The organism is Rhodococcus zopfii NBRC 100606 = JCM 9919 (assembly GCF_001895025.1).
GTDB classification, from domain to species: domain Bacteria; phylum Actinomycetota; class Actinomycetes; order Mycobacteriales; family Mycobacteriaceae; genus Rhodococcus; species Rhodococcus zopfii.
This window is the reverse complement of sequence record NZ_BCXI01000063.1, coordinates 1-19074: the sequence shown is the minus strand read 5'-3', so window position 1 is coordinate 19074 and position 19074 is coordinate 1. Positions and strand designations below refer to the sequence as shown.

Genomic DNA, 19074 nt, shown 5'->3' with positions numbered 1-19074 from the left:
CCGGAACGGCAGGCGGTGTGGCGCCGTCAGGAGCGTGTCCGCTCGATTCTGCATACTCTGCCCGAGGCGGCGCAGCATGCGATCCTCGAAAGCCTCGGAGCCGGGCAGGCGCCGGTCGGGTATCAGGACTTCGACGCCCCGACCGAGGTCTTCCCGGCGGTGGTCGTACGATGAGTTCCCCTGCCATTGCACCCCTCTCGGGTGACAGGAACCAAAACCCGGTCAGCCCGGCCGAAGATTCCCATCCTCGGGGGCGGGCGGCGTCGGCGCTCGCCCGGGTCGGCATGTACCTCACGAGCAGGCCCGCGGCGTCACTCGCGACGATCGGCCGGTCGGCCCGGTTGGCCGGCAACGTTCTGCGTTACTGCGTCACGGACACCATCGCGATGAAGCTTCCCGTCCGCGAAGTGATCGAGCAGATGTGGATCCTCCTCAAGGTGACCGCGCTGCCCGCGCTCCTGATGGCCGTTCCGATCGGCGCCGAGGTCTCGGTCCAGGTCGGCGGCATCATGAACCAGGTCGGAGCCAACTCCCTCGCGGGAGCGGCCAGCGGCCTCGGCGTCGTCGGACAGGGGGCCCCGATGGCCGCCGGCCTGCTCATGAGCGGCGCGGCCGCCTCCGCGATCGCCTCCGACCTGGGCGCGCGATCCATCCGCGAGGAGATCGAAGCGATCCGGGTCATGGGTATCGATCCCGTTCAGCGGCTCGTCGTTCCGCGATTCCTCGCGATGATCGCGATCGCACCGATTCTGTGCATCGTCATCATCGCCGCGGGTGTCGCGGCCGGCCTGACGATCTCCGCGAACGTCAACGACGTTGTGCCGGGCAGCTTCTGGCAGTCCTTCGGTGCCTTCGCGACCCCGACCGACCTGGCGTTCTCGGTCCTCAAGTCGGTCATCTTCGCCGCGATGGTCGTGATCATCGCCGGTCTGCGCGGACTCGAGGCGAAGGGCGGGCCGACCGGTGTCGCCAACGCCGTCAACGCCTCCGTCGTACTCAGTGTCTTCTGCATCTTCGTGGCGAACCTCGTGGTGAGCCAGCTGCAGCTGATGTTCTTCCCGGCAAGGCTGGCGTGATGGCGACCGGCACACCCGCGCATCGCGGGACACGCACGCACACCGCGTTCGCTGCCGGCGTCGGCGCCGTCACGCGCCGCGCGAGGGGAACGGTCGAAGAGCTCGGCCAGGTCGTCCTCTTCACCGCCCGGACCATCTACCTGCTCCCCAAGACGGTCAAGCACTACCGCAAGCAGACCCTGTCGACGATGAACAACATGGCCTGGGGCAACGGGTCGCTCGTCGTCGACGGCGGTGTCATCAGCCTCATGTTCTTCCTGGGTATCGCGGTCGGTGCGGTCGTCGCGATCCAGGCGTTCATGGCGTTCGATCTGCTCGGCTTCGGGGCCCTGACCGGGATCATCGGCTCGTTCGGCAACGTGCGCGTCATCGCGCCGATCATCACCGGAATCGGTTTCGCGGCCCAGGCCGGCTGCCGCATGACCGCCGAGATCGGTTCGATGCGCATCTCGGAGGAGATCGATGCCACCGAATCAATAGGCCTGCAGGCGATCCCGTTCGTCGTCGGTCCCCGGTTGATCGGCAGCATGCTCGTGGTCCTTCCCGGCTACCTCATGGCGCTCGTCGTCAGCTTCATCACCGGCGGCATCGTGGTCAAGACCTTCCACAGTCAGCCGAGCGGCACCTATGACCACTACTTCGGGCAGTTCCTCAACGTTCCGGATCTCGTGGCGTCGGTCGTCAAGGCGCTGATCTTCTGCGCCGTGGTCACGATGATCCACTGCTACTACGGGTATTTCGCCTCGGGCGGACCCGCGGGCGTCGGCTCGGCGTCCGGACGCGCGATCCGCGCGAGCCTGGTCGCCATCGTCGTCCTGAACTTCGTGATGACGGTGATCATCTGGGGCCTGAGCCCCGAACTTGTCTTCAAGGGATGAGGAAACGAACATGTCCAGAAGCCAGGACTTCCTGCGCGGAACAGCGGCAGAGCAGTCGCGGAGGCTGGCAACGACCGGAATGGCGACGATCGCGGTGCTGGGCGTCGCGGCCGTTGCCGGGGCGACGCTCTATCCGAAGTGGACCGCCCCGAAGGGAATCGACGTCGCGGTCGACGTCGCCTACGTCGGACCGGGCGTGACGGAAGGGACCAAGGTCGTGCTGCGCGGCCAGTCCATCGGAACCGTCACCGAGCTGGAGCGTACGGCCAGCGAATCGGTCCAGATGCACCTGGTTCTCGACGAGGACCAGATCGGTGGTCTCACCGACCGCTTCGAACTCGACTTCCGGCCCGAGAACTATTTCGGTACTTCCGCGGTGAACCTTGTGGCGCACCCGGGAGGCAACCCGCTCGCATCCGGGATGCGACTCGCCCGTGAGCCCCAGGGCGACTACACCATGTCGACGATGATCGAGCAGGGATCGCTCACCATCGACGGCACCCTGACCGACGACATGATCTCGTCGCTGGACAAGACCGTCCACTACCTCGACGGACTGACACCGTGGATCGACGCCGGTATGGAAGTCGCCGATCACGTCGCCGCCACCCAGCAGGAACTCCCCACGGTCCAGATCGCCCGCTTCAACGACATCCTCGACGCGATGCCCGGATTCAGTGATCAGGCGATCGCCTCACTCATGAACATCTACGACAGCAACTACAACCGGCGCGCCGACGGCTCGATCGGAGTCGACGATGCCGTGTTCGACGAAGCCAACGCGGGCCTGACCCTCGCCGCGAACCAGCTGTTCGGCCAGGCCGGCGCCCTGCTGGCCTCGCACGGAGAAGAACTCACCCCGTTGATCGAGTCGGTTGTCGTTGCCTCGGATGTCTTCCCGCATCTCGTCAACGGTGGAATGACGCCGTCGGCGGCCCGCGACATCGTCCGGCGCCTCGACTCGACGTTCGTCGACACTCCGGACGGGCAGCGCCTCCGGCTGCGCGTCCTCGTCGACGGTTTCCCGTCGTTCACCGCGCCGCTCGGGCTCGGCGCGGCACCGGCCACGGAAGGAGGCGAACGATGACCACTCGCGCAACCTATCTCGCGACCATCGTCAAACTTGTGATTGCGGCGATCATCTCGGTGATGCTGTTCGCCCTCGTCATCAGCGCGATGCGCAGTCCGGTCGACGGCCCCACCCGGAGCTACACCGCGGAGTTCTCCGACGTGTCCGGTCTCGGATCCAACGGCGACATCCGCACGCGGGGTGTGCGCATCGGAAAGGTCGAATCCATCGACCTGCACCGCCGCGACGGCAACACCATCGCCGAAGTTCGCTTCACGATGGAGGAGCCGTACACCCTGACCGACGAAACCACCCTGTCGGTCAAGTACCAGAACCTGACCGGCGTTCGGTACATCGACGCGGATTTCGGGGCCGGCGGCGGCACTCCGGTCGATCACGTCGCTCTCGATCGGACGCGCCCGTCGTTCGACATCACGGAGCTGTTCAACGGACTCCAGCCGGTGCTCGCGACCATGAGCACCGAAGACATCAACCGGTTCGCCGAGAACGCGATCTCGTTGCTCCAGGGCGACGGGGGAGGACTCGCGCCGATGATGGACGATGCTCAGAAGCTCGCCGATCTCGCGGCCGACCGGGAACAGGTGCTGTCGACCCTCGCCGACAACCTCGCCCGGATCGCCGACAGCATGGGCGGCCGATCGGACAGCGTCGTCGAATTCCTTCGTTCCGTGAGCTTCCCGATCGGCAAGGCCATGACCGTGCTCGACGAGTTCCCGAAGACCGCGTCGTACGGCCCGCAGTTCCTGACCCCCGTCAAGCGGCTGCTGGACGCCTACGGGCTGCAGCCCGGCGCGAACGTCGACCAGATGATCGCCGAGGCCTTCGCGTCGCTCGAGGAAGCAGCGGACGCCATCCGGCTCCTGCCGCCCGCCGTCGCGGGACTCCAGTTGCCGGCAAGCGCTCCCGCCGGCTCGGGGGCCGGGTGCACCCACGGTGTGGCCCAGCTGCCGACCGATGTCCAAGTTCTTCTCAACGGTAGTGAGGTCGTCGTATGCAGCGCGTCATGAGGAAGGGCCGATTCGGATCAGGCCGTGTCGCAGCGTGGTTCGACAACGATCTCCGGATCGGTGCCGTCGTCGCCGTCGTTGCCGTCCTGGGGCTCGTCGCGACCGCGATCCTGTACACGAACCCGCCCGGACGCAGGAGCATCGCCTTCGAAACGACCGACGTCTCGGCCATCTCGGTCGGCCAGGACGTGCGTGTCGCGGGCGTGTCGGTCGGCAAGGTCTCCGACCTGGAACTCCTCGACACGTCGGTGCGCGTCACCGCCGAGGTCGAGGACGATCTCGAGGTCGGAACCGATACGCGCGTCGAGGTCCGCATGCTGACCCCCGTCGGCGGCTACGCGGTGACCCTCGTGCCTCTCGGCGAGACCCCGCTCGGCGACGCGGCCCTCCCGTCCGGGCAGGTGACGGTCCCGTACTCGATCGGCGATGTCCTGCAGGCCGCCCCCAACGTCACCGACAAGGTCGACGGTGAGCGGATCGACGCGAACCTCGTGCAGGTCGCGGAGGCATTGAACAACAACCCGGGCTCCGTCGAATCGGTGATCTCCGGGATGACCGCGGTGGCCCGCGTCATGGATCATCAGCGCGCGCAGGTCCACACGGTCGCGAACCTCGCCTCCGAGTACCTCACCACCTTCAACGCGAGCCGCGAGATGGTGTTCGACCTGATCCGTGAGATCGACATCGTGTTCGCCACGTACAACACCACGCACGCCGGCTTCAACGAGGCGTACCGCCTGCTCGGCCACATCCTGATGACGGTCGCGCCGTACGAGGAGTACTACCTCAACCACCGCGACGAGCTGGAGGCGGGTATCGCGCAGGTCCGCGGAATGATCGAGGCCTTCAACGCGGACTTCGGGCCGTCGATCGACGCCCTGACCGCGACCCGCAACCAACTCGCGAGCTGGCTCACGCCGACGGGCATTGCCGAGATCGGTGGGGGAACCCTGATGGCCTCGGACATCTGCGTCCCCGTACCGGGACGCCAATGCTGATGCACACCACGACATCCCGTCCAGTCGACACGAACGGCAGGCTGCCTTGAAGAGAACGATCAGAATGACGGTCATCGCTCTGACCGCCACGGCGATCGCATCGTCGTGTGGTGTCGGAGTCACCCACGCCCAGGCGAGCGACGCGAACGCACCGTCGGAGACGTTGTGCGCCGAGATGCCCGACGGCATCGGCCTCTACCCGGGAAACCCGGTCACCCAGATGGGATTTCCGGTTGGCAAGGTCGAGTCGGTGGTGTCGAGAGGTGATCACGTCGAGGTCGTCTTCACGACCGAGGGCGGACGCGTGTTCCCCGCCGACGTCCAGGCCGTGACGCGCTCGAAATCGATCCTCGCGGATCGCAGCCTCGAACTCGTCGGGAACTACGAGTCGGGGCCGACCCTCGAACCCGAGTCGTGTATTCCGCTTCGGAACAGCCACACACCGAAGACCATCTCCGAGGTCGTCGGATCGGCCGCGGACTTCATCGAGGCGCTCTCGCCCGAGGGTGGGGACGACACCGTCGAGATGGCCGTGACCGGATTGAACGAGTCGCTGCGCGGCCAGGGCCCGAACGCGCGGGCGATGATGGAGCACGCCGCCGATGCGATGGAGAATCCCGACCGATTCGTCGCCGACATCGGGTCGTCCATCAACAACATGGCGCCCCTGACCGAGAACGCGCTCGCCGAATGGGGCGCGATCAAGGGCATCGTCGCGAACATGCCCGATGTGGTCGACGCCGGCATCGACCTGTGGCCCGGAACCATCGATGTCTGTGTCGGAATCGGCTGGCTCGTCGCGTTCCTCGACGACATCCAGAACACCTACGGCGACGAGATCTGGCCGTTCGTGCACGGTCAGGCGACCGACGCGATCGCACTTGCGGCGGGCCGTTCCGGCGACCTCGCCGGCCTCGTCTCCACCCCCACCGTGATGAAGGGCGCCGTCGATCAGCAGACCGCGCAGGCCGGCCCGCTGACCGCAGGTTTCACCCCGCCCGCCATTTCGTTGAACGACGAAGAGGCCGAACGGCTCTGCGCGCTACTCGAATCGCTGAGCCCCGGCAGCTGCCACCGCGCCGGCTCGGGGACCGCGGTCACCGAGGACGGCCTGCTCGGCCTGCTCGACCCGAACGGAGCCACGCGATGACCGCCACCACCGTCCGGCGCGGTCTCCGCGCCGCCGCGGCACTCGCCTTGGTCCTCGTCGCTTCGGCGTGCTCGCTGCGTCCCGAGGACCTGCCGTCGGTGCGCGGCGGAATCGGCGACGGCTACGAGATCTCGATCGAGTTCGCCAGCGTCATGAACCTGCCGTCCGGCGCGGACGTCATCATGGACGGCGTTCGCGTCGGCGAGGTCCGGGATGTCGAGATCCAGGACGACAGCGTCGCCGTCGTCACCGGGATCCGGTCCGACACACGGGTGCCGGCGAGCATCCAGGCGATCGTCCGCCAGAACACGCTGCTCGGCGACACCTATGTCGCGCTGGTCCGCGACCCGCAGGGCACGGAGGGGGAGTACCTCCCCGAAGGCGCGACCGTGCCCATCGAACGCACCACCTCGCCCCCTCAACTGGAGGACACGATGGCCGTGCTCGCGACGTTCGTGAACGGCGGCAGCATCCGGCGTATCGAGCAGGTCATGGGGCAGGTCAACTCGGTCATGCCGGACGTGCCCGAGATCCGGCGTCTCGCCTCGACCGTGGCCGTCGACCTCGACGATCTCGGTGGGCGCACCGCCGAGGTCGACCGAATGCTCGACGGATTGAACGCCACCGCAACCACACTCGACCGGAATGCGGATTCGCTCAACACGATCTTCGACGACGGGACCGTGCACTACTGGCGACGGCTGGCCGTGGACGTCGTCTCGCACATCGGCCAGATCCTCCCGTCCGTCGGCAGCCTCTACGAAGGCGGTCTGTGGCTGATCCCGATGTTCGAGTCGCTCGCCGACACCACCGACATCTCCCGGGGCACCCCGTCGGCCGCGGTCGACCTGTCGAATTTCCTTCGCACGACGCTGATCCCGTTCGCACAGAACCCGTCGGTCGACGTCGTCGCCGTCGACTCGGCGGAAGGTGACCAGCTCGTGTCCGATGCCGAGAACATCCTGCGAATGTTGGGAGCTGTGAAGTGATGCGGCGAACCGTACTCTCGATCGGCGGCATGGCCGTCATCGCGGCCCTGTCCTTCACCTACATGAGCCAGCAGGGTCTGCGCACCGGGCTCATGGAGGACGTCTACACCGCGCAGGTCGAGGTCCCCGACACGAACGGACTCCTCGTCGGATCTCGAGTGTTGCTGCGCGGCATTGCGATCGGTGAGGTCACCGATATCACGTCGTCGGCCGACGCCGTCACCGTGACGTGGAAGTACGACCGGAACACCCCGATCGCCGCGGACAGCACCGTCCGTCTCGACAACCTCTCGGCCCTCGGGGAGCCGTTCCTCGCCGTGTCCCCCGGCTCCGAGGGCGGACCGAATCTCGAGGACAAGGCGGTTCTCGCGTCCGAACAGGTGGTCGTGCCGACGACCTTCGAGGAACTGTCCGAGCGGCTCACCGGTCTGCTCACCCAGGTAGAGCCCGAGGGGGTCCGGGAGATCTTCCGCACCCTCGACATCGCGTTGCCCGACGACCAGCGCGTCTACGGCAACCTCGAGCGGTCGGGACAGCTCATGGCCGCCACGATCGAGCAGAACTCCGACACGTTCACCACCCTGCTCCGCACCGTCCAGCCGCTGCTGCTCGACAGCGGATTCATCCCGGAGGGGATGCGCGCCACCGAACCGCGGGTCGCCGAATTCGGCAGTGGCTTCACCGACCTGCTCGCCGGCATCCGTTTCGCCTCGGACCGCGGGCCCCTCAACGCCGGCATCAAGTACGGTGCCAGCCCGTTCATCGGCGAACTGCAGAAGTTCCTCGACGCCACCGCGCCGGACCTGGAAACCATCGGTGTGAACCTGCTGCCCGCCGTCTCGGAAGCGGCGAACAGCATACGGACGATGGACATCGGCACCCTGCTCGACAACGTTCTCACGTCCACCGAAAGTGGCGACGCCCTCACTCTGCACCTGGAGACGCCCGGCAACTGACCATCCCATCCATCCCGGCCAGCCACGACAGACGAGGAACACGATGAACGTCACCACCTTGCACAACGACACCGACCGGAACGACACGGACGGCACCGCCGCCGCCCGCGAGCGGTGGACACCGTCCCGCGCCGCGATCGGAGCGGTCGGGGTGGTGCTCGCCGCCGCCCTCGGCATCACCAGCTGGCTAGCGCTCGACGCCCGCAGCGAGCGGGACGCTCTCCTGTCCGACGCGCAAGGTCGTGAACAAGCCGAACAGGTGGCGCTGGACTACGCGATCGGCGCCGCCGAAATGGACTTCCGCGACCTCGAGGCTTGGAAGGACCGCCTCGTCGCCGGCACCACCCCCGCACTGACCGACCGGCTCACCAAGGCAGCCACGTCGATGGAACAGATCATCGTTCCGCTGCAGTGGTCGTCGACCGCGGAACCCATCACCGCGAAGGCCGCGGCCGGGCCCGACGGCACCTACACCGTCGACTGCTTCGTCAGCGTCCACACCACCAACGCCCAGGCACCCGAGGGCATCCAGTCGACCGCGACCTACCGTCTCACCCTCGACGGCGACGACGAGTGGGTCATCACCGAGATCAGCGGAATCGGGGGAGATGCCCTGCCGAACGCGCCGCGGTAGACGCGCGAGCCCGAGTCCGTCGGGTTCGCGTGCCGATCGGACAGCCACGCAGGTCCAGGACGTGCGTGGCTGTCATTTCGGTCAGCGGATCTGGACGACCTCTCGTCATTGGGGTTCGGACGGTCCGATCCATTCGGGGTATTGCTGTGCGACGGGAACTCCGGGGACGACTGTGCCTGCAGGCACGAGGACGTTGCCGTCGTCGGTAGCGTTGGAACCGGGGAATCGTTGGAGCCACCAGTTGGTGCATTCTTCCGGTGCCGTGCCTTTCCAGTCTCGTCCGCCGGCGTGAAGCTTGGTGATCTGCCAGCGTCCGAAGACGTTCCAATCGGGGACGCGGAGGGCCCGGGGATCGGAAGTATCTGGGTCGGTATCGGGGATCCCGGGTAGTCCGGGGGTGTCGGTGGTGTTGCGGAGGTGAACGACCCATGGGAAGCCGACCTGAGCGTTGGACGACTTGGTGACCTCGGTGGGGCGTTGCCTGTAGTCGCAGACATCGGCGACGATTTCGGTCGGGGTCTCGGTGAGGCTCGCAATGTGGTAGTGGTCGGTCCACAGTCCGAGTTCGTTGTCCCCGCGTCCGTTGGGAACGAGCGCGGGCAGGATCTCGGCGTCGTCGAAGTGCAGTGGCCCGCCGACCGCATCCCGGTATCCGGGGAACGTGGTTCCGAGCGAGTAGTAGGAGGCGTAGGTTCCGGCTTCGAGCGCGGCGCGGACGAGTTCCGCGCCGCGGCTGAAGAGGTCTATGCCGGAGTTTGCCGACCAAATTTGCGAATAGGGGACGTTCTGCTCCGGTGCCGACTGCGGAGCCGTCGAAGGATCTTGCAGGCTGCCGGTTGTGCACGCGCTGGCGAGAACGCACATGGATATCGGCAGGACCATTGCGCGGAGCTCAGCCATTCGCTCGCACCACATCGTCGTAACCGTCTCTCAACGCATCGCCGTGGCCGTCGTCGGGAACCCCGAATCCGTTGAACATCTCGCGCAGGAAGGCTTGGAGTTTCCGTTCGTCGCCGCCCGCTTTTTCCGTTGTTAGCAACTCGTCGTACGGCAGGAGCGCCCCATTGCCGTCGACGAGACCGGCGTATCTCGGATTCGCTGCGAGCGGTATTTCGTCGGCCGCCGCCAGCGGGAGGTAGTAGTGGTCGTAGAAGTTCGGCGCGTTGAGTTGCGCTTGTTGTTCGGGATCGGGTTCCTTGCCGATGTACATCTCCTCGAGAGGATCACCGCCCGCGGCGAATGCCGTTGCGACAATTTCGCCTACGGGGTTCTTCCCGAGCACGTACGAACCGGCTTCCAGCACCGCATCGTAGGCAGCGGACTTCCGGTCGTAGGCTTCCTTCTGTTGTTCGGCCTGGTCGTGGAATTGGTCCTGGGTGGCCAGCATCAGACCCCGATCGCTCAACCCGAGGATGCGTCCGGCAGTCGTCAGATTTCCGGTCGTTCCGGGCGAGTGGGGGTCCTGTCCGTATCGCGTTTCGGCCGCGGCTGTTTCGGCGTAGGCGCGTCCCAGGAAGTGCCGTCCGGCCTCCTCATCGGTGTTCAGTGCGGCGAAGACGTTCGCTGAGCCGCGGAAGCTGTTGTTGTCCTTCGGATCCGCCCAGCCGGAGGTATCGAACCCCGGGAGGTTCTCCGGGTTTGCGCCGGCGAGATGCGGGATGTAGGGGCTCATCGAATGGGAAACCGTCCGAACAAGGTCTGCATTCACTTGACCGATCGATTCCCCGTCTGTCGCGGGGATGTTCGATAGCAGTTTCCACGACGAGTCGGCGCTCATTGCGTGGGCCACCGCCGACATGACCGCGCCACTCCGGCGGGCATCGGCGACGTCGACCGGGTCGCCAGGGTCGGTGACCGTGCTGTCGGATTCGTCGAACGCGAACAAGGCAGACACAGCTTTCCCGTCGTCGGGCCACTGGTGGACCAGCACGTCGCGCACGAAGTCCCCGCCGTGCCCCGGATCGGTGACGATCTGCTCGACGGCCGCGCGATCGTCGGCGACCGCAGCGAAGATCGGTTCGGTGAAGGCCGGGTCGTCGGTTCCGGAGCCGTCGACGGTGAAGATCCGGAACTGCGCATCGGGATGCTGCAGATGAGTCACCTGGGCGTCGAGGTACCGGCGGCCGACATCGAGGAGCCCGCGATCCAGCGCCGTCCCGTTGCGGTAGTCAGCGTCGCCCGCCGCGACGATCCTGGCGATCGCCTGATTGTCCGCGACCCCGTTCAACTCGGTGCTCGCGAGGACACGATCCCCGGTGACTTCGATGTCCGTGACGACGAGGTCGTCGCGTGTCAGGGCCTCGCGGATGCCGTCGGGAAGGAGATCGAGGCTGCCGTGCGTCGGCACTTCAGGATCCCCGCTGGTCGCGACCGTCAGGGTGTCCGTGGAGATGAGCTGCAGGGTGTTGGACAGGGCTGTTCGCGCGTCCGGGGGAAGACTCGATACCAGGCGATCGATCTCCTCCGGACTGCGACCGTCGAGTGATCTGCTGATCGTGTGCAGATACTCCATCTGCGACGCCGGGATCGCGACCGTCGCCCCGCTCTGCACGCCGGCGAGCTGCTCGGGTGTCAACGCGCCGGCTTCGACGAGCCGCCGTGCCGCTTCCGGGGTCAACGTGCCCTCGGTCAGGGCGGTTGCATCGCGCCGCCCCTGATCGGATCCGAGCGCGGCGGCGGCGGTGAACACGATTCGCAGGCTCTCCCTCGCCGCGTCCAGGTTCTGTTCGAGGTCGCGGTCGGCGGCCTCCGTTGCCTGGGCTGCGATGAGCAGATCCTCCTGCAGAGCAGCCCGGATCGGCTCGCGGTCCGGGTCCGATGCGGGATCGAGCACAGCCAATCCGTCCGTGACGACGAAGCACTGCTCCTGTGAGTATGCGATGAGCTCGCGGGCACGCCGCAGCGGTCCGTCGATCGCGTAGAAGCCTTGGCGCATCGTGCCGGCGAGCGCTTCGACTCGATCGGCGAGACCGATCGCGGTCTTGTGGTCGCTCGATGCGCGGTCCTGCACGGCCTCGGCGGTCGTGCCCTCCCAGTATTCGCCTTCAACTTTCAGGACTGCCTGCGTGTACCGCTCGAACAGGCCCTCGACGGACGACGCCAACGTGCACCACGCGTCGGCGAGCACGGTCAGCGCGTCGGGGTTCCACCCGTCGATCTGCTGTCTGGTGAGGCTCACGCGCCGGTCTCCGTGGTCCAATCGCCGGTCGACGACAGATACGCCGCGGCCAATTCGGCGACGGCGTCGTCCTCGCGGTTGCGATACGCCTCGATGGACGACCTTATGACGTTCGAGGTTTCCTCGAACCGTTCGGTGACCGCGGGAACGAGTGCCGCGTCCAGGAGGTCGGTGGACATGCGCGACGCTGCCAGCACCGACGGCATGATGCCGCCGGGCCCGGCGGCATGCGGCCCGGCCGCCGGTCCGACGGTCAGTGCCGCGGCGTCCTTGGCGAGAGTCCCCAACTCGCCGGCCAATACTTCGAGTCGATCCAGATCGACCTTCAAGATGTCGCGCATCGTGCCCCCCTGCGTAGCGCCGGGCAGGACCCTAGCATCCAGGAATCCCGGAGGTGAATGGCAGGCGCCCGCCGCAGATCGGTGTCATCCTGGAACGCGAATGCCATCGATCGGCAGGGAGGCCGAGGGATGAAAGCGCTGGTATTTCACGGCCCGGGACAACCCTCCTGGGAAGATGTTCCCGACCCGACCATTCAGGACCCGACCGACGCGATCGTGCGGGTCGATGCCGTGACCATCTGCGGAACCGATCTGCACATACTCGGCGGTGACGTGCCGGCGGTGACCGACGGACGCGTCCTCGGACACGAAGCGGTCGGCACCGTCGTCGAGATCGGCCCCGGGGTACGCAATCTCGCGGCGGGAGACCGCGTCCTCGTGTCGTGTGTCTCCGCGTGTGGAAGATGCCGATTCTGTCGTGACGGTCGTTACGGCCAATGCGTCAACGGCGGCGGCTGGATCCTCGGTCACCTCATCGACGGAACCCAAGCGGAACTCGTGCGAGTTCCTTTCGCCGACAATTCGACTCACAGAATCCCGTCGGGAGTGAGCGACGAGCAGATGCTCATGCTCGCGGACATCCTGCCCACGTCCTACGAGGTCGGCGTCCTCAACGGTTGTGTGCGGCCGGCCGATGTCGTCGTCATCATCGGCGCCGGCCCGATCGGGCTCGCGGCGGTCCTCGGAGCCAAACTCCTCAGCCCGAGTCACATCGTGGTCGTCGACCTCGTCGACACACGTCTCGACGCGGCGAGGGCATTCGGCGCGGACATCGTCGTCAACAGCGGACGTGACGACGTCGCCGCCGTCGTGCGCGACCTCACCGATGGTCTCGGCGCCGACGTGACCATGGAGGCCGTCGGCATTCCGCAGACGTTCGAGCAGGCGGTCGAACTCGTACGCCCGTGCGGACACGTCGCAAACCTTGGCGTACACGGCGCCCCCGCGACGCTGCACCTCGAAGACATCTGGATCAAGGATCTCACCATCACGACCGGTCTCGTCGACACCTACTCCACGCCCACGCTGATCGGACTGGTGCAGAGCGGTCGGCTCGATACGTCGCCGATGATCACCCACCGGTTCACGCTCGACCAGTTCGAGGACGCCTACGACGTGTTCGGGAGAGCGGGGGAGACGGGCGCGCTGAAGGTGCTGCTCACCCGGAAGCAGCACTGACCGTTCGGTACCCTGCATTCGAAGATCGTCGACTACGAGGTTTCCGATCTCGTGGACGGCCACTCTGCCGGCTTCGGCACTGTCGACGCGGCGGTGCCGCGGACAGTCCCGTACCTTGTGGGGTGTCTGCGCAGGCCAGTGACGGTGAGCCGACGAAGCGCAGTGCCGTGCGCCGGGATGAGGTGGGACCGGACACGGAACTGTCGGTAGCACTTCCTAGGGTGGTATTGCCCGTTTCCGTCGACGGGTGGAAGCAGGTGAGTGGAGTGGGTGCCGAGTCGCGGGAGAACGATCCTGACCTGAGGGATCGCGTGCAACGTCTGCTCGCCTTCTTGTCCGAGCTCGTCAGAGCCCGCAGCGCACCCGTCCGAGTTCTCGGCAGGCACCGTGCCGTGATGTCCCTCGACGAGGGATACCTCCTCAGCGCGGATGCCGCAGCGGGCGACGTCGTCCTCCGCGCACGGCATGTCCAGCTCGAAGACCCGCCGCGACCTCCCGAGCCGGTCGCGACGTATGTGCGGGGAGCGATCGGTGATTCCAGCGTCGAACCGACTCTCGATCCGCAGGCCCCGGGTGACATCGACGGCTTCGGCACCTGGCTCACGCAATGGCGGGCGTGGGCGGCCGTCGACCGCGAACACCGTCCCGCGTCGCAGCTCTACACGTTCCTGCAGCGCGCGATGCTCGACGTCGAAGCCCAACCGGAATCGCTCGAGCTCGTCGTCGCATCGGGCTTGCTGCAGCTTTCCGCCGATGCTGCGGGGGAGAGGGTGTGCACGCACCTGATCACGCAGTCCGCCCTCATCGAGCGCCATGTGGAGTCCGGCGACCTGCTGGTCCGGTTGAATCCCGACGCCGGCCCGTCGCTCGAAGACACCGAGCTCCTCACCGGGCTGGAGGTGTTCGACCCGTCCAATACCCGCAACCTGCACGAATCCCTCGCGACCCAGGTCGCGTCGCCCGTCGACCCCGCGGCCCGGGTGTTTTTCAAGGACTGGGCCGACCGCGCGCTCACCGTGCGCGTCGAGGTCGTCGACCATGCGGGGGAAGCATCGTCGCCCGACGCGTTCCTGACACCGTCTCCGTCCTTGGTGCTACGTAAACGCGGCGCCTATGCGCTCGTCGAGTACTACAACCGCATGATCGAGGCCGCCGCCGACCAGTCGAACCCGGTGCCGCTGGGTCTGGCGCAGCTCGTCGAAGCTATCGAACCGGCCGACCGTGTCGCATGGCTCGATCGCATCGGCACGTCGTCTGCCTTGCTCGCCGACGATCCGCTGTTCCCGCTGCCCGCGAACGAGGAGCAGCGCGACATCATCGACCGGCTCACCGGGGATATCGGCGTCGTGGTCGAAGGTCCGCCGGGCACCGGCAAGACCCACACCATCGCCAACCTCGTGTCCGGGCTGCTCGCCCGTGGCCAGCGCGTGCTGGTCACCAGCGAGAAGGCGCAGGCGCTGCGCGTGCTCCGCGACATGCTTCCGCCCGAACTGCAGGAGCTGTGCGTGTCGGTGACCGACACGGCGCGGGGAGGGTCCGAGGAGCTGAACCGCAGTGTCAGCGAGATCGCCACCCGCAAAGCACAATTCAACCAACGACGTGCCGCGCAGCGCATCGGCGACCTGACGGCGCAACGCGACGACGCACTGAACCGTCGAGCGATGCTGACGGAACGGATCCGGCAGAGCCGGGAGGAAGAGACGATCGTTCACCCCGAGGTTTCCGCCGGATATGCCGGGACGGTCGCGTCGATCGTCCGGCAGGTCCGGGCGCAGGAACCCCGGTACGGATGGCTGCCCGCTCCGCTCCTCACCGCCACCCCACCGCTGACCCCCGAGGAATTCCAGGTCCTCCTGTCGCTGCACCAGCGGTCGAATGTCGACCGAGCGCGGCGCCGATTCCAGGTCTTCCCGGAGCTGTCGCTTCCCGCCGAGCGCGACGTGCAGTACGCGTGCAACGCGGTCGCACAGGCCCCGTCCGAAGCGGCGGGCAGTGAAACGCCGGGACTGCTGCGGATACTCGAGGGCGCGGCACCCGAGGCGCTCGCCCGCATCCACACTCTCTGCGAACAACTGCAGGGCGCCCTGCAGGATGCGGAACAACTCGACCCGCGATTCCGACGCGTCGCCGACGGTGTCCTGTCGGGGCAGGCGCGGCACCTGTGGGGAAAGGCTGCCGAGTTCGCGAAACTCGTGCAGGCCGCGCAGGACGCCGACCGGTTCGTCGGTGCCCACGCGGTGGAGACACCGGTGAGCGGGCAGCGCGCTTTCGAAGCCTACGACGCGCTGGCCCGCAAGCTGGAGGCGGGGGACACGTGGCGCAGCGGCTTCTCACGCTTCCGGCGGAGCGACGAACAGTCCGCCGTGGAGGCGCTCGGTGAGCTCGCGACCGTCGACGGTGTCGCGGCCACCACCGCCCACGCGGCCCGGATCGTCGCCGAGCACCTGCGCGCGCTCGACGCGGTCCGGGTGGTGGGGATCGGCCTCCGAGATCTCGGCATCGACATCGCACTCGACGAGTCGCGCAGCCGTGCCGTCGGCGCCCTGGCCTTCATCGACAGGGACCGCGCGATCGTCGCCGACCTCGTCGCCCGGGCACGGGACGTCGAGCTGGCGCTGCGGGAGATCAACCCCGGAGCGCCGCGGATCGCGAACGTCGGACAGGCGCGGTCCCTTGCACAGTCGGCGCGGGCCATCGCCGCGGCCGGCACCGCGGAAGCGAGCAAGACCTGGCTCGATTCCGTCGGCATGTACGTGCGGCACGAGATCGCCGGGGGAGCGTCGCCCGAGGGACGCGCGCTCGCACGGGCCTTCCACGACGGGGACTTCGACGGCATCAACGCGGCACTGGACGCGTGGGACCGTGCGGCAGGCGAGCACCGCGAGGAGCTGGACCTCGTGTCCCTGCACGCGCGATTGACCGAGGCCGCACCGGCACTCGCGCACGCCATCGGGGCCGATCCGTCGATACCGGACTGGCCGGCCCGCCTCGCCGGCATCGAGAGCGCGTGGGCGTGGCGTCGCGCCGAGGAATGGGTGCGGGGCCGTCACGAGCGTCGCGACGACGGGCAGGTCGACCGCGATCTCGATGCGGTCGAGCAGGACATCGCGCGGCTCACCGCCCAGCTCGCCGCGGAGAAGGCGTGGAGCGCGTGTCTCGACCGCACGACCGCCGAGCAGGTCCAGGCGCTGCATTCGTACCGCGACCATGTCGCGAGTGTCGGCAAGGGCACCGGCAGGTACGCGGAGCGCTATCGGGCCGCGGCGCGTGAGGCCATGCAGGTTGCGCAGGGGGCGGTGCCGGCGTGGGTGATGCCGCTGCAGCAGGTGCTGGCTTCGATTCCGCCCGAACAAAATTCGTTCGACGTCGTCATCGTCGACGAGGCGAGTCAGGCGGACATCAGCGGCTTGTTCCTGCTGTGGCTGGCGCCGCGAGTGATCGTGGTCGGCGACGACAAACAGTGCGCGCCGAGTGTGGTGTCGCTGGGTGCGCTCGACGGGGTGTTCCGTCGTCTCGACTCGTATCTGCCGGACATCCCGAAGTACCTGCGCGACAGTTTCACTCCGCGGTCGAGCATGTTCTCGCTGCTGCGGACCCGGTTCGGGAGTGTCATCCGGCTGCGGGAGCATTTCCGGTCCATGCCGGAGATCATCGAGTGGTCCAGCAGCCAGTTCTATGCCGATGATCCGCTGGTTCCGGTGCGGCAGTTCGGATCCGACCGATTGCCGCCGCTGCGCACCACCTACGTCGAGGGTGGTGTCGTCACCGGGCAGAACTCGTCGTTGACGAACCGCGTCGAGGCACGGGCCCTCGCCGACACGCTCGTGCGGTGCCTCGACGACGAGGCCTACGACGGGAAGACGTTCGGCGTGGTGGTGCTGCAGGGGCAGTCGCAGGTCGACGTCATCCAGAACGAACTGCTGGACAGGCTCACCCCGGAGCAGTGGGAGGAACGCAGGCTCCGCGTCGGCACGCCCCCGGATTTCCAGGGCGACGAGCGGCACGTCGTGTTCCTGTCGATGGTCGTCGCGCCCGAGCAGAACATCGCGGCGATGACGAGGACCGAATATCAGCGGCGGTTCAACGTTGCTGCGTCGCGGGCGCAGGACCAGCTGTGGTTGTTCCACTCGCGGTCCGTCGACACGTTGCGGGCGACGGACCTGCGGCATTCACTGCTCACCTACATGCAGTCCACGTCCCCGATGCCCGCCGCGCCCATGCCGGAGAGCGTGACACGCGACGAGTGGCACGAGGCGTTCGACGGTCTCTTCGAGCAGGAGGTCTTCCTCGACATCGTTGCTCGTGGATATCACGTGAACCCGCAGGTCGGGGTCAACGGCCACTTCATCGACCTGGTGGTGACCGGCGCTGCAGGAAAACTGGCGATCGCGTGCGACGGCGATAGTTGGCACCCCAATCCCGATCGGCAGCGCGCCGAACTCGAGCGGGAACGTGACCTGCAGCGGTCCGGGTGGAAGTTCTGGCGGATCCGCGAATCCGACTACTACTTCGATCGGGTCGCGTCGATGGCAAGCCTGTGGGGCGAGCTCGAACGGCGTGGTATCACACCCAGACCTGCTGTGCCCAAGTTCATTCCGGCGCCTGATGTCGGAGCTGCGATCACCGCACCGATACCGGTGGCCAGTCTGCCGGTCGTCGAGTTTGCCGGGCTCACTGCGTCGCAGGCGGCGATGGCGGTGTCATCGAGGCTCGCCGACATGATCATGGATGTACTCGGGAACGAGTCGTATCCGGTCGTCGAACTCGCCCGCCGGCTCGATGTGGATTGGACGATCGTGCTCGCGGTGCTGGAGGACCTCGTCGCCAGGGGTGTGGTCGACGAGATCGCCGCGCCGGGGGAGCGGACGGAGTATCGGGTTGCGGGTGTCGTGGATCAGTCTGTCGAAGGCGCTGCGCTGGTGGTACCTGCTTCCGAAGCTGTGTCGATCGATGGAGACCCTTCGTAGATCGGATCCGCGCGTACGACCCACCCTGATTGCGGATTCAGTATGCGTTTCGTAGGGTTAGAGCCTACGAAACGCATACTGAAAGAAGATAGGTGTGGGCACATCGCGGGGGACACCACTGCCGGTGGAGCTGGCGCGGTCCGCGCTGCGTACTTTCCGTCCCCAGGATGTTGCCCACGTGTATGCACACCCCCGCCCCGAGCTGGCACGTCTGACCGATAGGGGTCTCCTGCACCGGGTAGCTCCTGGTTACTACATCGTCGTCCCACAAGAGCAGGTGGGACGCCCGTGGCTGCCCGGTCTCGAAGCGGCGGCTGCGGGGATCGCGTCGGCGATCTACGGAGCCGACCACGCAGTCCTGATGGGAGTCAGCGCGGCGCGGGTCCTCGGCGCGATCCCACGCGCATTGGCAACCGCCGTCGTTGCCGTCCCCCGCGGACACAGACCCATCGAGTTGAGCGACCGCAACGCCGCCGTCCGGTTCGTGCAACGCGACACCGACGCGCTCGACGTCGAACGCGTCGAGACGCCGCTCGGCGCTGCCTTGGTGACAACGCCCGAACAAACAGTGCTCGACCTCGCGCGCCGGCCACTGCTCGGCAACGCGGACAGCGATGTCCCCGCAGCGGTT

15 protein-coding genes and 1 pseudogene are annotated in these 19074 nt (G+C 67.1%); 13 read left to right on the top strand and 3 right to left on the bottom strand.

Translation table 11 applies throughout. The annotated features are described in order from the left end of the window. The 10 genes and pseudogenes from RZ1_RS30280 to RZ1_RS27780 form a co-directional block, all read left to right on the top strand. Nucleotides 1-174, top strand: a pseudogene (locus RZ1_RS30280) (ABC transporter ATP-binding protein); the annotation flags it as partial. Between the two features lie 110 nt (nt 175-284). Then, complete coding sequence (locus RZ1_RS27820) at nt 285-1076, top strand: ABC transporter permease (protein ID WP_072816001.1); 792 nt, start codon at nt 285-287, stop codon at nt 1074-1076. After that, a complete protein-coding gene (locus tag RZ1_RS27815; RefSeq protein ID WP_072815999.1) occupies nt 1076-1954 on the top strand; it encodes an MlaE family ABC transporter permease in 879 nt (292 codons plus the stop codon). The genes RZ1_RS27820 and RZ1_RS27815 overlap by 1 nt, the downstream gene beginning before the upstream one ends. A gap of 10 nt (nt 1955-1964) precedes the next feature. Beyond that, nucleotides 1965-3041 carry an MlaD family protein gene (locus RZ1_RS27810; protein ID WP_072815997.1) on the top strand — a complete coding sequence of 359 codons (1077 nt, stop codon included), beginning with the start codon at nt 1965-1967 and terminating at the stop codon, nt 3039-3041. After that, nucleotides 3038-4051: an MlaD family protein gene (locus tag RZ1_RS27805; RefSeq protein WP_072815996.1), complete on the top strand. Its 1014-nt coding sequence runs from the start codon at nt 3038-3040 to the stop codon at nt 4049-4051. Before RZ1_RS27810 ends, RZ1_RS27805 begins: the two co-directional genes overlap by 4 nt. Continuing rightward, nucleotides 4048-5049: an MlaD family protein gene (locus RZ1_RS27800; RefSeq protein WP_072815994.1), complete on the top strand. Its 1002-nt coding sequence runs from the start codon at nt 4048-4050 to the stop codon at nt 5047-5049. The genes RZ1_RS27805 and RZ1_RS27800 overlap by 4 nt, the downstream gene beginning before the upstream one ends. 64 nt (nt 5050-5113) lie before the next feature. Beyond that, the gene (locus RZ1_RS27795) at nt 5114-6199 is read left to right on the top strand and encodes an MlaD family protein (RefSeq protein ID WP_072815991.1); all 1086 of its coding nucleotides are present in this window, start codon (nt 5114-5116) and stop codon (nt 6197-6199) included. Further along, entirely contained in the window at nt 6196-7188 is a 993-nt protein-coding gene (locus RZ1_RS27790; protein ID WP_083583972.1) for an MlaD family protein, read from the top strand. Before RZ1_RS27795 ends, RZ1_RS27790 begins: the two co-directional genes overlap by 4 nt. Continuing rightward, nucleotides 7188-8144 carry an MlaD family protein gene (locus tag RZ1_RS27785; protein WP_238072004.1) on the top strand — a complete coding sequence of 319 codons (957 nt, stop codon included), beginning with the start codon at nt 7188-7190 and terminating at the stop codon, nt 8142-8144. Before RZ1_RS27790 ends, RZ1_RS27785 begins: the two co-directional genes overlap by 1 nt. Before the next feature lie 43 nt (nt 8145-8187). Beyond that, on the top strand, nt 8188-8778 hold the full coding sequence (locus RZ1_RS27780; protein ID WP_072815988.1) for a hypothetical protein: 591 nt from the start codon (nt 8188-8190) through the stop codon (nt 8776-8778). A gap of 105 nt (nt 8779-8883) precedes the next feature. Here the strand turns inward: RZ1_RS27780 and RZ1_RS27775 are convergent, their stop codons facing one another. Genes RZ1_RS27775 through RZ1_RS27765 form a run of 3 tightly spaced genes read right to left on the bottom strand, consistent with a single transcriptional unit; the run spans nt 8884 to nt 12297 of the window. After that, on the bottom strand, nt 8884-9678 hold the full coding sequence (locus RZ1_RS27775; RefSeq protein WP_072815986.1) for a hypothetical protein: 795 nt from the start codon (nt 9676-9678) through the stop codon (nt 8884-8886). After that, entirely contained in the window at nt 9671-11956 is a 2286-nt protein-coding gene (locus RZ1_RS27770; protein WP_072815985.1) for a TPR repeat domain-containing protein, read from the bottom strand. The genes RZ1_RS27775 and RZ1_RS27770 overlap by 8 nt, the downstream gene beginning before the upstream one ends. Further along, complete coding sequence (locus RZ1_RS27765) at nt 11953-12297, bottom strand: hypothetical protein (RefSeq protein WP_072815983.1); 345 nt, start codon at nt 12295-12297, stop codon at nt 11953-11955. Before RZ1_RS27765 ends, RZ1_RS27770 begins: the two co-directional genes overlap by 4 nt. Before the next feature lie 129 nt (nt 12298-12426). Here RZ1_RS27765 and RZ1_RS27760 point away from each other — a divergent pair, with 129 nt between their 5' ends. The 3 genes from RZ1_RS27760 to RZ1_RS27750 all read left to right on the top strand — a co-directional run. Beyond that, complete coding sequence (locus RZ1_RS27760) at nt 12427-13476, top strand: zinc-dependent alcohol dehydrogenase family protein (protein WP_072815981.1); 1050 nt, start codon at nt 12427-12429, stop codon at nt 13474-13476. Nucleotides 13477-13871: 395 nt separating this feature from the next. Beyond that, nucleotides 13872-18443, top strand: a complete 4572-nt coding sequence (locus tag RZ1_RS27755; RefSeq protein ID WP_238072005.1) for a PDDEXK-like endonuclease domain-containing protein — start codon at nt 13872-13874, stop codon at nt 18441-18443. Between the two features lie 94 nt (nt 18444-18537). Next, on the top strand, nt 18538-19074 hold a 537-nt coding region (locus RZ1_RS27750), incomplete at its 3' end, for a type IV toxin-antitoxin system AbiEi family antitoxin domain-containing protein (RefSeq protein WP_072816003.1).

What these genes read in the sequence shown, in the direction of transcription:
- RZ1_RS27820 (WP_072816001.1), top strand. Translation starts at nt 285, where the DNA reads ATGTACCTCACGAGCAGGCCCGCGGCGTCACTCGCGACGATCGGCCGG.
- RZ1_RS27815 (WP_072815999.1), top strand. Translation starts at nt 1,076, where the DNA reads ATGGCGACCGGCACACCCGCGCATCGCGGGACACGCACGCACACCGCG.
- RZ1_RS27810 (WP_072815997.1), top strand. Translation starts at nt 1,965, where the DNA reads ATGTCCAGAAGCCAGGACTTCCTGCGCGGAACAGCGGCAGAGCAGTCG.
- RZ1_RS27805 (WP_072815996.1), top strand. Translation starts at nt 3,038, where the DNA reads ATGACCACTCGCGCAACCTATCTCGCGACCATCGTCAAACTTGTGATT.
- RZ1_RS27800 (WP_072815994.1), top strand. Translation starts at nt 4,048, where the DNA reads ATGAGGAAGGGCCGATTCGGATCAGGCCGTGTCGCAGCGTGGTTCGAC.
- RZ1_RS27795 (WP_072815991.1), top strand. Translation starts at nt 5,114, where the DNA reads ATGACGGTCATCGCTCTGACCGCCACGGCGATCGCATCGTCGTGTGGT.
- RZ1_RS27790 (WP_083583972.1), top strand. Translation starts at nt 6,196, where the DNA reads ATGACCGCCACCACCGTCCGGCGCGGTCTCCGCGCCGCCGCGGCACTC.
- RZ1_RS27785 (WP_238072004.1), top strand. Translation starts at nt 7,188, where the DNA reads ATGCGGCGAACCGTACTCTCGATCGGCGGCATGGCCGTCATCGCGGCC.
- RZ1_RS27780 (WP_072815988.1), top strand. Translation starts at nt 8,188, where the DNA reads ATGAACGTCACCACCTTGCACAACGACACCGACCGGAACGACACGGAC.
- RZ1_RS27775 (WP_072815986.1), bottom strand. Translation starts at nt 9,678, where the DNA reads ATGGCTGAGCTCCGCGCAATGGTCCTGCCGATATCCATGTGCGTTCTC.
- RZ1_RS27765 (WP_072815983.1), bottom strand. Translation starts at nt 12,297, where the DNA reads ATGCGCGACATCTTGAAGGTCGATCTGGATCGACTCGAAGTATTGGCC.
- RZ1_RS27760 (WP_072815981.1), top strand. Translation starts at nt 12,427, where the DNA reads ATGAAAGCGCTGGTATTTCACGGCCCGGGACAACCCTCCTGGGAAGAT.
- RZ1_RS27755 (WP_238072005.1), top strand. Translation starts at nt 13,872, where the DNA reads ATGTCCCTCGACGAGGGATACCTCCTCAGCGCGGATGCCGCAGCGGGC.